We start from the raw sequence: 12,050 nt of genomic DNA, 5'->3' as shown, positions 1-12,050 counted from the left end.
CAATCCGTTTATGCCGCCAGCAGACCCTGAAGTCCGCCCACCGCTTCTTTTTAGAGGCAAGCGCTAGATAAAATCTTAATATCCGGGGAGCGCTACAGATGGACTGGAACGCTCCCCCTTTCGCATTGTTCCGCAATGGCTGAAATATAGCTTCAGGCGGCTGCCTTCGTGCTTTCGTTGAAGAAAAGCGCCTGGCTGATCAGAGCTTTGACCATGTCAGGATTGAATGGCTTGGTGACGAGGAAGGTCGGCTCGGGACGCTCACCGGTCAGAAGGCGCTCGGGGAAGGCGGTGATGAAGATCACCGGAACGCTCGAGGTCTTCAGGATGTCGTTGACCGCGTCGATACCCGAGCTGCCGTCGGCAAGCTGGATGTCGGCGAGAACCATGCTCGGCTTGGTCTTGTTGTAGAGTGCCACGGCTTCCGTGTGGGTGCGGGCGATGCCGGTGACGCGGTGGCCGAGGCTTTCGACCATCTGCTCGATATCCATGGCGATCAGCGGTTCGTCCTCGATGATCATGATATCGGTCGCGACCTGGCGGGAGATTTCGCGCGATGCGCTGTCGAGCAGGGTCGCCACTTCGCTCTCCTCGCTGTCGAGGATCTCGGCGATTTCGCCGACGCGGAAGTTTTCGACCGAGGCCAGGATGAAGGCCTGGCGGGCGCGCGGCGAGACCTTGCCGAGGTTGATGGTGGCGCGCTGCTCCCAGGCGTAGGGGGAGGAGGGCTCTGGAATCTGCACCGTCGAGGAACCAAACAGCGTCGTGAATAGTTTGTAGAGTGCGACGCGGTCGTTCGATGTGTCAGGGAAAATGGATATGTCGGCAATGATTGCCTCAAGCACTGCGGCAACATACGCGTCGCCTGATGTCTGTGTGCCGGTCAACGCCCGTGAATAGCGGCGCAGATAAGGAAGGTGCGGCGCAATTCGAGTAGAAAGTGTCATAGAAAGCTCCCATAAGCAGGGCCGAAAAACAGCTCCAGTGCATCGAGAACGCACACTACCGGAAAAAAGTTCCAGATGATCAGGAACTTTTTTTACCACCGCGCATTCTACTGCCCACGAGAAGGGGCTCATCGTAAACTGACCTGCGACACGACATGCATTCCGAGAGGGTTGTCCGGCGAGAATTCGACCGAGGCGGCGGGGGACCGGAATGAAGGTTTTCCCGCAGCGGTACGCGAGGCTTAGAGACAACGGACAAGAAGTGAAAAGTTAATGACAAGCCGGAACAACGAAGACATAGACGGCCAACGCGCTGAGTTACGTGCAAGCGACATCATGGATCCCAACAGCCAGATCGGGGTGCGTTTGAGGTCGCTTTACGCTGCCGTTCAGGAAGAAGCGATTCCCGATCGTTTCCTCGATCTCCTCGAAAAGCTCGACCAGGCCGAAATGGCCTCGGCCAAAGCAGCGAAGTGAAGGTTGATCTATGGACAAGCAGCAACCAAGCTTCAAACGCGAGCTCCTTTCGGCTCTCCCAAGCCTGCGCGCATTCGCCATCTCGCTGATCGGTCGTCATGACCGCGCCGATGACCTCGTGCAGGACACCATCATGAAGGCATGGGCCAAGCAGGACCACTTCGAGATGGGCACCAATATGAAGGCCTGGCTCTTCACCATCCTGCGCAACGAGCTTTACAGCCAGATGCGCAAGGCGGGTCGCGAGATCCAGGACAGCGACGGCCTGTTCACGGAATCCATGGCAACGCACCCGTCGCAATATGGCGCGCTTGATCTGCAAGACTTCAAGAAGGCGCTCGAGCAACTGCCGAGCGACCAGCGCGAAGCGATCATTCTGGTCGGCGCATCCGGCTTTTCCTATGAGGAAGCGGCCGAAATCTGCGGCTGCGCGGTCGGAACGATCAAGAGCCGCGTCAACCGCGCCCGCCAGCGGCTGCAGGAAATGCTTCAGATCACCGGCGAAGCCGATTTCGGACCGGATGCGACCTCGTCACCGCTGACCTCCAAGGCATTCGCGTTCTGAGATTGCATTGAACGGACAAGGAAAAACCGGCTGACCCTTGCGGGCGCCGGTTTTTTTATGCGTTCAGCGAAGCTGCCAATACCCTTAGTCGCGATCCTTCGATGTGAAGAGATTGGCGGCGACCATGGCGGCAATAACGCCGGCGGTCAGAAGCGGCTGCGAGCGGATGATGCCGAGACTGGCCGCGGCGGCCGTTTCGAACGCCTGCTTGCGTTCCCTGGCGCGCCGAGCTTCCTGAGCGTTCATCACCATCATGACGATCATCACGATGATGGCGATCAGAAGCGCACATGCCGCCAGAAAGAGTGCTGCTCCGACGGCGCCGTAAATGCCGGCAAGCCAGATCGCGCCGGCTGTGACGGCAAGCGCATAGGCGGTCAGCACGAAAATAGCGGCGATGGCAATGAAAATACCGTTGCGCTTAGTGCGCGCAACGGTGCGGTGAACACTCGTGCCTACCAGGAGGCTGAGGATCGGGAACAGCATCTAGCCTCCTTAGCGTCGTGCCAGGAGGGCAACGACCAGTCCGAATGCGGCAGCAGCGCCGATGGTGGCGACCGGGTGCCTGCGAACGGTGTCACGCACTTCGGAAGCGCCGCGCAGATAACCATCCTGCAGGTCGCGCAGCAAGTCCTCGCTGCGGGCAACCAGATCTTCGTAGCCGGAAGCTGCCTGGGCGCTGAGTTTTTCGCTCTGCTTGCGCGAGTTCTTGCTGATCATCTTCGTCAGCGACGCGATTTCATCCTGAAGGGACGCGATCTGGTCCTCGACCGTTGCCTCGATATTGTGGAGAGCGGCGCTGCCATTGCGACGGTGACGGCCGGACTGAAGGAAAGATGCCATGGTTTTCTCCATTGTTACGGCGCGGTTTCGCACCGCCTGGTTAAACACAGGATCAGAACGCAAGCTTGCATGAACACAGATGCCCGGCAATGACCCAAATCAATGGCTTAACGCGGGTTGTGGCCAAAAGGTTCCGCGCGTGATCAGCCGCCGACGGCGCTGTGGGCAAGCACGAATGGGGTGCCGTCGTCGGGCACCTTGTTGATACGCAGCGGGCAGCCGAACACCGAGTGCATGGTCTCGTCGGTCAGCACCTCATGCACCGTGCCGCCGGCCGCGAGACCGCCCTGCTGCATGAGAATGATCTGGTCGGCGAAGAGCGCCGTCAGGTTGAGATCGTGCATCACGGCGATGACGCCGCCGCCGGCATCGCAGAAGGCGCGGGCAAGCCGCATGATCGTCAGCTGGTGGCTGATATCGAGGCTCGAGACCGGCTCATCGAGAAGCAGCCAGCGCGGCTTGCCGTCGACGACGGGCTCGGAGATCTGGCAGAGCACGCGGGCAAGCTGCACGCGCTGCTGTTCGCCGCCGGAGAGGTGCTGGTAGAAGCGCCCTTCGTAGCCGTCGAGATCGACCGAAGACAGCGCCTTGGCTGCCGTCTGCTCGGCGCGCTCGGGATTGCGGTTCAGCCCCGAGGTCAGGCCCATGCGGACGATTTCGCGGACGGTGAAGGGGAAGGAGATGTTGCTTGCCTGGGGCAGCACGCCGCGCACGGCCGCCAGCTGATATGGCTGCAGCCCGCGCACGTCCTCGCCGTTGATGCAGATCGAGCCGTTATAGGGCAGTTCGCCGGATACTGCTTTCATCGTCGTCGTCTTGCCGGAGCCGTTCGGCCCGGCGATCGCCGTCAGCTTGCCCGAGGCGGCGGTGAAGCCGACGTCTTCAACGATGGTTTTGCCCGACAGGCGGACGGAGACGCCGGAGACTTCGATCATGGCAGATACTCAAAGGGCAAGGCGGGAACGCTGGCGCAGCAGGATCCAGAGGAAGAACGGGCCGCCGACGGCCGCGGTGATGATGCCGATCGGCAGTTCGGCGGGCGCGACGATGGTGCGGGCGATCACGTCGGCGAAGATCAGCAGCGAACCGCCGAGCAGGGCCGAGGCCGGCAGGAGATAGCGGTGATCGGGGCCGATCGCCATTCTCAGTACATGTGGCACGACGATGCCGACAAAGCCGATACCGCCGCTGACGGCGACAGAGGCGCCTGTCGCAGCCGCGACGGTGACGATGGCGATGTTCTTCAGCCGCTGCACGGGAACGCCCATGTGGAAGGCCGCGGCTTCGCCGAGCGTGATGGCGTTGAGGCCCTTGGCGAGGAAGGGGACGACGATGAAGGACAGGATGATGATCGGGCCGGCGGCGGCGATCTTGGTCCAGGTCGAGCCGGCGAGCGAGCCCATGCCCCAGAAGGTGAGGTCACGCAGCTGCTGGTCGTTGGCCATGTAGACGAGCAGGCCGGTCATGGCGCCGGCAAGCGAGCCGAGCGCGATGCCGGCAAGCAGCATGGTCGCGACGGAGGTCTGGCCGTTGCTGGTGGCGATGCGGTAGAGGAGCAGCGTGGTGGCGAGGCCGCCGGCGAAGGCTGCGAATGGAAGCGCGTAGATGCCGAGCAGGACGTAGAGCGGCGCGACGAAGCCGCCGCCGAGCACGATCATGACAACCGCCCCGAGGCCGGCGCCGGAGGAGACGCCGACGAGGCCGGGATCGGCCAGCGGGTTGCGAAACAGGCCTTGCATGACGGCGCCCGACACCGCCAGCGAACCGCCGACGAGGAAGCCGAGGATGGCGCGCGGCATGCGGATGTCGAAGATGATGATGCGGTCGCGCATGCTGAGCGCATCATCCGATCCGGCGACATTGGCGATCACGTCGAGGAAGGACGCATCCGAGGCGCCCGTCGTGACGGAGAACAGCAACGACAGGACGGAGCCGACAACCAGCAGCGCGATGACCGCCAGTGCCAGCAGCGAGCGGTCACCGGCCCGGTGACGCTCACGCATCCCCGAGGCCGAAAACACGATGCGACGTCCGTCCATGTCGTTCACTACCGCCATGGTCAGCCCCCGTAGATCGCCTTGGTGAGTTCGCGAACGGCGCTTGCGGTGCGCGGTCCGAAGCCTAGCAGGTGCAGGCCGTCCATGCGGATGATCGCCTTGTTCTGCACGGCAGGCGTCAGCGCCAGCGCCGGCTGGCTCATCAGGTCCTCGTTCTTGGTGCCTGCGCCGTCGCCACGGTTCATCATCAGGATGACGTCGGGCTTGGCTTCGATGATCGCCTCATCGGTCAGCGGCTTGTAGCCCGGGAAGGTGCCGACGGCGTTGACCAGGCCGGCGAGCTTGATGATGCCATCGGCCGCCGTTCCGGTGCCCGAAGCCATGATCTTGCCGCCCTGCATGCTGAGGATGAAGAGAACGCGCTTGCGTTCGCTTTCCGGATGCTTGGCAGCGTCGGCAATCGCGGCATCGAGATCGGTCGCGACCTGCTTGTGCAGTTCGGCGGCCTTTGGCTCGACACCGAGGAGTGCGCCGACCCTGTCGATCTTGGCGAGGATGCCGTCGCGCGTATAGGCGTTCGGCACCGTCTCGAAGGGCACGCTGGCGCTGCGCAGCACCGTCAGCGCTTCCGGCGGGCCGGAACCTTCGACGGCAACGATCGCCGTCGGGTTCATGGCGAGGATGTTTTCGGGCGACAGCGCGCGCATGTAGCCGACATCGGGCAGCTTCAGGGCCTGTTCGGGAAACAGGCTGGTCGTGTCGCGGGCGATCAGGTGCTTTTCTTCGCCGAGCGCATAGATGATCTCGGTGAGGTCGCCGCCGATCGAGATCAGGCGGGTGCTGTCGATCTTGTCTTCGGCATGGGCAGCCGGCGAGAAGGCGAGAAGCGAGGCTGCCAGCGGCAGGGCCATGAGGCCCCGCAGCATGGATGTCGTCTTGGATGAACCGCGATTGTGGTTCGGCATCGTCATCTCCTTCGGCTTACGCCGCTACGCTGGTCGCCTTGGGCAGGCTTTCGACGATGTCGCGCCAGTCGGCGCGCTCCGCGGAGCCTTCGTGGCGCTTGCCGAAGAACTGGATGATCATTTCGCCATTGGCGCCGTAGACCTCGACGGAGGTGACGTGACCATCCTTGGTCGGCTTGCGCACGGCCCAGGTCTCGGCGATGTGGTCCTGACGCAGGTGCAGGTGGAAGGTCTCATCGAGGATGTTGATCCACGGACCCATCGGCTGGATGTTGAAGATCGGGCCGGAGTGGATCTGGACGATGCCGTCATTGCCGACGAAGCACATGATCGGCAGGCCGGACTTCACCGAGGCGTGCATCATCTCTGCGGTTGCGGTGTTGTCGAGCTGCCAGGCGAAGTCGTCGCCAACGGTGCGCACGGCGGCCTGGCGGCCGATCTTCAGCTTGCGCAGCATGCCGAAGAACTCGTGCGTGTCGGTCATCTTGCTCCAGTGGTCGCGGAGCTCATCCTTGGTGACGCTGCCGCTCTCGTCGGCCACCGTCCTGCTATCGTCGGCGACGAAGTCCTGCGACTGGTCCTCGAGCTTCAGGTCGTTCACGATAGAGTGATAGGCCTCGACGTTGGAGGCCGGGCGCAGGTGAACCTTGTGGACGGCGGTGCCGGCCTTGTCGAAATACTGCAGGCTCAAGCGCTCCTGGTCGCCATCCTTCTTGGTGACCGCGAAGGCGTGGACCCAGCGGCTCGGGAAGATGCGCAGGTCGATGTTTTCACCAAGCACGATGGCGCCCTGGCCACCGGTCTTGATGTTTTCGTAGACGCCGATCTTTTCATGGACGGCGCTTTCGTTGCGCGAGAGCGCCATGACTTCGCCGAGTTCGGCGACGCGCTCCAGGAGCTTGATCGCGCTTCCGTCGATGCGGATGGCGGAAATGCCGACTTCTGCGGCCACGAGCGCTGCTTCGGAAACCTTGAGCTGGGCGGCGATATCGCGCTCGCGCATCTTCGGGTTTTCGGCGCGGAAGGCGCGGATCTCGGCCGGCGACGGCTTGGTGTTCTCAGTCATATGTCTACCCCTACTTATTCAGAATTAGCTTGCCCTGGCGGGTGATTTTCATCCGGTACAAGGCGCCGTCGTGGCGAATGACGATCTCGTTGGCGCCGCGAAAGATCTCGCTGCTCTCCAGGATTCGGACCTCGGCCACGGCGTCGCGCGCCAACAGCGTTTGCTTCAGTGTGTCCGGCTTATCGACCATCATTTCGTTGGCTTTTTTGCTTCTTTAGGTGGGCCAAAAATGCCCTTGCGACCTACAATTATCTTGACTTTCATAGTCATCATTTTCTAAAGACGCAATAGCGGACTTTGTAAGTCAAGTTTCAGAATTTCAGTGGAGAGACGCAATGGTAGTCACGAGGCCGGTCACCCGATTTGCAACGCTTTTGGCGGCCGGCTCCCTGGTCCTTTCGGGCGCGATCCAGGCCTATGCGCAGGAGCCCGCCGCGGCGGCCGCGCCGAAGGCGGCGCTCGATGTGGAGCTCAACGCGCTGGCGCCTTCGCAGAAGGGTTGCATGATGACCTTCGTGGCGCTGAACACGCTGCCGCAAGCGATTACCAAAGTGTCCTTCGAGCTTGCCTTCTTCAACGACAAGAACGCCGTCGACAAGATCACCGTTCTCGATTTCCGCGATCTGCCGCAGGGCAAGAAGCGGGTGCGGCAGTTCGATATGCCGAACGTGAAATGCGAGGCGGTGACGCGGCTGCTGATCAATGACACGCCGGCGTGCGAAGGCCCCGACAAGGGTGAGTGCATGAAGGGTCTGGTGACCCGCTCCCAGGTTTCCATTCCTTTCGAAGGTTGAGTGACGGCCGGGGGTAGCCCCGGCCTCTTCCGTTGCAGCGGTACAAGGCGTCCAAAATGGTGGTTTCAGCGAGATCAAAGGCGAGACAGGTTCTCTTCGACGAGGCGGTCGCCGATGGCGGTGTGAACGACAACAATCCGGGCATGCATCCCGGCCACGAGTTGTCGGATCTTCGCAACGTGGCGCGCCAGCCGGCCGCCGAGGCTGTTCTGCACTATACGCGCCAGGCGCAAATCTCGTCCTTCCCGCAGGATCCGCGCAGCGCGAGCAGCGGCCACGCGGCGGCGCCGCTGATGGATGCGAGCGTCGAGATGCCGGCGGCCACCCGGCCGCATCGCGGCAAGCTCGGCGTGACGGCCGCCTGCATCGGTTCCTTCATTTTCCATAGCGCGCTCGCCATCGCCCTTATCGTCGGCGTCGTCGTCACTCCGGAGCAGCCGGAGGAAGAGGCGGGCGAGACGGTGAGCGTGATCATGCTCGGCGATTCGGATCTCGATCAGGCATCGTCGGGTGAGGAGACGGCCGAGCCGCAGCCGGAAGAGATCGTGGCGGAACAGGTGCAGCCCGAAACCGCGCAGCAGCCGACAGAGGTTCAGCCCGACGCCCAGCCAGTCGATCCGCAGCCTGTTGCGCCAACGCAGGAAGTCACGCGGGTCTCGCCTGAGAACATGACGGCGGTCGAGCCTGAGGTGCTGACATCGCAGGTGCCGGCCGAGACCTCGGTCGTTCAGCCGATGGCAACCGAGGTGCCGACGGAGGTTCAGCCGGAGGTAACCGAGACGCCGCCTGCGACGCCTGAGGATGTGGCACCGGTTAAGCCGACCGAGACAGCGGAAATTCCGCCTGAGCCGGAGACCGTGCCGACGCCGGACCCGAAGCCGGTTGCGCAGAAGCCGGTGGAAAAGCCGAAGCCTGTAGAGAAGAAGCAGCCGCCGAAGAAGGTTGTCACACGTTCAGGCTCTCAGGGCGAGAACAAGCAGGATAGCCGACGCGGCGCTTCCGATGGCGTTGACCAGGCCTCCGACCAGGATTCGCGTAGCGCCGGAAATCGCGGCGGCTCCGGCAGTGCCGCTGTCGCCAACTATCCGGGCAAGGTGCAATCGAAAATCAGGCGGTCCGTCCGCGTGCCTTCCGAATACCGGCGGATGAATGCCGCGATGAGCGTTCGCATCCGCTTGAGCATCAACGGCTCTGGCGGCGTGAGCAGCCTGTCTGTTGCGCGCAGCTCGGGCATTCCCGAACTCGACGCCGCCGTGGTCGATGGCGTTCGCCGCGCAGCACCATTCCCGCCGCTGCCGGCCGAATGGGGCAAGCCGATCTGGACCTTCACCCAGGAAGTGCAGGTCACGACGGGCCGCTGACAGCAAGCGGCCCGATGATGAAATCGGGCCCTTGAGAAAATATGATCATAATAATCAACTTTATACTTTACTATAAAAATCAAGTTTACTAAGGTCCACCCACACACGCAGCAATCGTGTGCCGATCAATGAACGAACGGGTGGTCAATGGCGCGTAAGGCGAAGAAGGGTTCTAACCGGGAAATCCGCGTGAGTGCGGATACAAGCACGGTTGAGGATACCTCCGGACGTTCCAAGCTCGATGGCCGCAGCTTCCTTTATGTCGGCGGGCGCGACTGCCAGGTGGCGCATCTGCGCCAGATCGCCAGCAACTTCGGCGCCGAGCTGATTCACCACGATGGCGGGCTGCGCGAGGCTGTGTCGCGCATCGATACGGTGCTTCCTTCCGTCGACTGCGTCTTCTGCCCGATCGACTGTATCAGCCATGATGCGTGCCTCAGGGTAAAGACCGGCTGCAAGAAGTTCGGCAAGACCTTCATTCCGCTTCGCAACGGCAGCAAGTCGAGCCTCGAGCGGGCGCTGACGACCATGAACGAGCGAAACGCCACCCGATGAGCGATAGACACCCGGAAGGGTATACGTTGATCGGCCTGCACAAGCTGGCCGCCCACAATGGCGATGGCATGGTTCCCGAACTCTATGAGCTGATGATGGAACGCGAAGAGCGGCGCAGGTACTATCCCAATGTCGAGCAGTTCCCGATCTGGGAAGCGCGCATGCCGGGCGAATTGCCGGAAAAGCCGCTCGGGCGCGATGCGCTTGAGGGCCGCAATGTGATAGCCTTCGAGGCTCCCGAGGCCGAGAGGAAACGCAAGGCGTGAGTGTTCCCATGTTTATCGCAATGAACCGCTTCAAGGTATCGATCGGGTCGGAGGCGGAATTCGAAAGCGTCTGGCGCAACCGCGATTCCAGCCTTTCGGAAGTGCCCGGCTTCGTGGAATTCAGGCTGCTGCGCGGTCGGGAGAATGCGGAGGAGGGCTATACGCTGTTTTCCTCGCACACGATCTGGCGCAGCGAAGAGGATTTCCTCAGCTGGACGAAGTCCGAGCAGTTTCGCGCTGCCCATCGCAATGCCGGCGACCGCAAGGCGATGTACAAGGGACCGCCCGTGTTCGAGGGCTTTCAAGTCGTGGACGGGATCTAAGCGATGATGGCTGACAATCCAGATCGTATCGAGGTTCTGCCGGTTTTGCCGTCGCTCGATATCGGCGAGACGCTGTCCTTTTATCGCGGCGGGCTCGGCTTCGAGATGATCGTCTATCAGGACAAGGATTATCTCATCCTGCGTCGTGACGAGATGGAGCTGCATTTCTGGCTGACGGACGATCGGTCGCTCTGCGAGCGCACATCCGTCTATCTGCGCGGTGGCGGCATCGGCGCGCTTCACGCGGAATACAAGGCGCGCGGCGTCGAGAAGCTCAGCGACATGACGGTGCGGCCGTGGAACATGGAAGAGTTCTACATCCACGATCCGCACGGCAACCTGCTGCGCTTCGGCCGGATCCCGCAGCAGTCATAAGCCGCTTGGTCTTAGGCGCGGTTGCGGAAGATGGCGCCGGCGGCGATTGCCAGCCAGCCGAACATCATGGCGAAGCCGCCCGTGGGCGCGGCCATCGGAAACAGGCTTGAGCCTGCAAAGCGAAGCGTCACCAGATCGCCGGAGAAGAGCAGCGTGCCGAGGCCCATAAGGAGCCCGGCGAGCCAGGCTGTCTTCAGCTTTTCGCCCGCCAATGCCAGTGCCAACAGGGCAGGGGCGTGGGCGAGGCACATCGCGGAGGCCGAGGCGAGGAAGTGTCCGTCGCCGTCGAGATGGGCGGCGGCTGCGGCCAGCGCCACGCCGGCAAAGCCGAAGAGGCCCGAGAACACCAGGAAAAGCGGCGAGAAGCGCTGATTGAGCGTCATTATAGGAGGCCTATTGCTTGTTCTGCATGTGATCGGCCAGCCGCTCGATCGGTGGAAGGATGATCTCGCGCAGCTTCGGGTTCGGAACGGTCTCTTCCAGCGCCTGGCGGAAGCATAAAAGCCACTCGTCGCGCTCGACGGGGCCGATCTCGGCGATGAAGTGGCGGCTTCTGAGGCGCGGATGGCCGTATTTCTCGACATAGACGGGCGGGCCGCCGAGATAGCCGGTCAGGTACTCGTAGAATTTGGCTTCGCTGCCCTCGAGCGTCGGCGGGTGAACCGCGCGAACGTGGCTCGCCTCCGGCAGCGTGTCCATCAGCTCGTAGAAACGATGCGACAGCGCCCGGATCGTCGCGTCGCCGCCGATGGCCTCATAAAGTGTAATGGTGTTTTCGCTCACGGCGCGGCTCCTCACAGCTTGCTCCTTCATGCACCGCCACAGCGTCGATCGCAACCGGAACCCGCACCACCAAGCGCGACATTTCGCGCCAGACCCAATGGTCGAATTTCACGGTATCTTGACAAAACCGTCCAGACGGTATCTTTATGCAGCATGTCAAACGCTCATCATCGCCGCAAGCAACCCGCCATCGTCCGCCAGCAGCTGCTGGATGTCGCCGCGCGCCTGACGAACGAGCAGGGGATGAGTGCCGTGACGCTCGATGCCGTGTCGGGTGCCTCAGGCGTGAGCAAGGGTGGCCTTCTCCACCATTTCCCGACCAAGAATGCGTTGCTTAACGCGCTGTTCGAGGATCTCCTGGCGCGCTTCGATGCCGATCTCGACGAGCGCATGCGCGAGGATCCGGTGCCGCATGGCCGCTTCACGCGCGCCTATCTCAATGCCGTTGCCGGCCTGCGCGACAGTCCTGACGACGCCGGCCACTGGGCGCAGGTGACGATCGCGCTTCTGGCCGAGCCGCGGCTGCGGCAGCGCTGGGGGGAGTGGATCGACGGGCGGATCGAGGAATATGTCGGCACGGACTCGTCTATCGATGCGCAGATCGTGCGTTTCGCCGCCGATGGCCTCTGGCTCGCCGACATGATCGGCGGCGCCTCCGACGACACGCAGCGCCAGGCGCTTCTGGCACGCCTTGTCGAGCTGACAGCCCGCTAATTTCCCTGGAATAGAGGAT

19 protein-coding genes are annotated in these 12,050 nt (G+C 62.4%); 9 read left to right on the top strand and 10 right to left on the bottom strand.

Translation table 11 applies throughout. The features are described 5' to 3' along the window. Nucleotides 1-152 precede the first annotated feature (152 nt). Nucleotides 153-947: a response regulator gene (locus ACVTFQ_RS12680; protein ID WP_047514451.1), complete on the bottom strand. Its 795-nt coding sequence runs from the start codon at nt 945-947 to the stop codon at nt 153-155. 273 nt (nt 948-1,220) lie between these two features. Between ACVTFQ_RS12680 and ACVTFQ_RS12675 the strand changes: the two genes are divergently transcribed. Both ACVTFQ_RS12675 and ACVTFQ_RS12670 read left to right on the top strand, forming a co-directional pair. Further along, nucleotides 1,221-1,424 carry a NepR family anti-sigma factor gene (locus ACVTFQ_RS12675; protein ID WP_018897184.1) on the top strand — a complete coding sequence of 68 codons (204 nt, stop codon included), beginning with the start codon at nt 1,221-1,223 and terminating at the stop codon, nt 1,422-1,424. Nucleotides 1,425-1,434: 10 nt separating this feature from the next. Then, nucleotides 1,435-1,989 carry an RNA polymerase sigma factor gene (locus ACVTFQ_RS12670; RefSeq protein ID WP_018897185.1) on the top strand — a complete coding sequence of 185 codons (555 nt, stop codon included), beginning with the start codon at nt 1,435-1,437 and terminating at the stop codon, nt 1,987-1,989. Between the two features lie 84 nt (nt 1,990-2,073). Here the strand turns inward: ACVTFQ_RS12670 and ACVTFQ_RS12665 are convergent, their stop codons facing one another. The 7 genes from ACVTFQ_RS12665 to hemP all read right to left on the bottom strand — a co-directional run bounded on the left by ACVTFQ_RS12665 (nt 2,074) and on the right by hemP (nt 7,053). After that, nucleotides 2,074-2,475: a hypothetical protein gene (locus ACVTFQ_RS12665; RefSeq protein WP_047514448.1), complete on the bottom strand. Its 402-nt coding sequence runs from the start codon at nt 2,473-2,475 to the stop codon at nt 2,074-2,076. Nucleotides 2,476-2,484: 9 nt separating this feature from the next. Continuing rightward, nucleotides 2,485-2,832, bottom strand: coding sequence for an ElaB/YgaM/YqjD family protein (locus ACVTFQ_RS12660; RefSeq protein ID WP_111564159.1), 348 nt, complete (start codon nt 2,830-2,832; stop codon nt 2,485-2,487). A 143-nt stretch (nt 2,833-2,975) separates the two neighbouring features. Then, nucleotides 2,976-3,767, bottom strand: a complete 792-nt coding sequence (locus ACVTFQ_RS12655; protein ID WP_111564160.1) for a heme ABC transporter ATP-binding protein — start codon at nt 3,765-3,767, stop codon at nt 2,976-2,978. 9 nt (nt 3,768-3,776) lie between these two features. Further along, nucleotides 3,777-4,871 carry a FecCD family ABC transporter permease gene (locus ACVTFQ_RS12650; protein WP_409527935.1) on the bottom strand — a complete coding sequence of 365 codons (1,095 nt, stop codon included), beginning with the start codon at nt 4,869-4,871 and terminating at the stop codon, nt 3,777-3,779. A 20-nt stretch (nt 4,872-4,891) separates the two neighbouring features. Next, on the bottom strand, nt 4,892-5,800 hold the full coding sequence (locus ACVTFQ_RS12645) for a heme/hemin ABC transporter substrate-binding protein (protein ID WP_409527934.1): 909 nt from the start codon (nt 5,798-5,800) through the stop codon (nt 4,892-4,894). 10 nt (nt 5,801-5,810) lie between these two features. Next, nucleotides 5,811-6,860 carry a hemin-degrading factor gene (locus ACVTFQ_RS12640; RefSeq protein ID WP_111564163.1) on the bottom strand — a complete coding sequence of 350 codons (1,050 nt, stop codon included), beginning with the start codon at nt 6,858-6,860 and terminating at the stop codon, nt 5,811-5,813. Nucleotides 6,861-6,870: 10 nt separating this feature from the next. After that, nucleotides 6,871-7,053: a hemin uptake protein HemP gene (gene hemP / locus ACVTFQ_RS12635; RefSeq protein WP_112437348.1), complete on the bottom strand. Its 183-nt coding sequence runs from the start codon at nt 7,051-7,053 to the stop codon at nt 6,871-6,873. Nucleotides 7,054-7,195: 142 nt separating this feature from the next. On the opposite strand from hemP, the gene ACVTFQ_RS12630 reads away from it, so the two are divergent. The 6 genes from ACVTFQ_RS12630 (at nt 7,196) to ACVTFQ_RS12605 (ending at nt 10,534) form a co-directional block, all read left to right on the top strand. Next, the gene (locus tag ACVTFQ_RS12630; protein ID WP_047514431.1) at nt 7,196-7,654 is read left to right on the top strand and encodes a hypothetical protein; all 459 of its coding nucleotides are present in this window, start codon (nt 7,196-7,198) and stop codon (nt 7,652-7,654) included. 56 nt (nt 7,655-7,710) lie between these two features. Further along, on the top strand, nt 7,711-9,015 hold the full coding sequence (locus ACVTFQ_RS12625; RefSeq protein ID WP_112989167.1) for an energy transducer TonB family protein: 1,305 nt from the start codon (nt 7,711-7,713) through the stop codon (nt 9,013-9,015). A 147-nt stretch (nt 9,016-9,162) separates the two neighbouring features. Beyond that, complete coding sequence (locus tag ACVTFQ_RS12620; protein WP_112437346.1) at nt 9,163-9,570, top strand: DUF2325 domain-containing protein; 408 nt, start codon at nt 9,163-9,165, stop codon at nt 9,568-9,570. After that, nucleotides 9,567-9,836 (top strand): hypothetical protein, encoded by a 270-nt coding sequence (locus ACVTFQ_RS12615; RefSeq protein WP_026282764.1) that lies wholly within the window; start codon nt 9,567-9,569, stop codon nt 9,834-9,836. Before ACVTFQ_RS12620 ends, ACVTFQ_RS12615 begins: the two co-directional genes overlap by 4 nt. 8 nt (nt 9,837-9,844) lie before the next feature. Then, nucleotides 9,845-10,159, top strand: coding sequence for a heme-degrading protein HmuQ (hmuQ, locus tag ACVTFQ_RS12610; protein WP_111564166.1), 315 nt, complete (start codon nt 9,845-9,847; stop codon nt 10,157-10,159). Between the two features lie 6 nt (nt 10,160-10,165). Beyond that, nucleotides 10,166-10,534, top strand: a complete 369-nt coding sequence (locus ACVTFQ_RS12605; RefSeq protein WP_181459310.1) for a bleomycin resistance protein — start codon at nt 10,166-10,168, stop codon at nt 10,532-10,534. A gap of 11 nt (nt 10,535-10,545) precedes the next feature. Here the strand turns inward: ACVTFQ_RS12605 and ACVTFQ_RS12600 are convergent, their stop codons facing one another. Together ACVTFQ_RS12600 and ACVTFQ_RS12595 are read right to left on the bottom strand one after the other, a co-directional pair. Continuing rightward, on the bottom strand, nt 10,546-10,917 hold the full coding sequence (locus ACVTFQ_RS12600; RefSeq protein ID WP_047514414.1) for a DUF423 domain-containing protein: 372 nt from the start codon (nt 10,915-10,917) through the stop codon (nt 10,546-10,548). A gap of 10 nt (nt 10,918-10,927) precedes the next feature. Beyond that, nucleotides 10,928-11,317: a group II truncated hemoglobin gene (locus tag ACVTFQ_RS12595; RefSeq protein WP_111564188.1), complete on the bottom strand. Its 390-nt coding sequence runs from the start codon at nt 11,315-11,317 to the stop codon at nt 10,928-10,930. A gap of 153 nt (nt 11,318-11,470) precedes the next feature. On the opposite strand from ACVTFQ_RS12595, the gene ACVTFQ_RS12590 reads away from it, so the two are divergent. Beyond that, nucleotides 11,471-12,031 (top strand): TetR/AcrR family transcriptional regulator, encoded by a 561-nt coding sequence (locus ACVTFQ_RS12590; RefSeq protein ID WP_111564168.1) that lies wholly within the window; start codon nt 11,471-11,473, stop codon nt 12,029-12,031. Nucleotides 12,032-12,050: the final 19 nt, after the last annotated feature.

This window comes from Rhizobium sp. O111, assembly GCF_055616315.1.
Note: the sequence above shows the minus strand (reverse complement) of the source record. Positions and strands in the feature narration are given on the sequence as shown.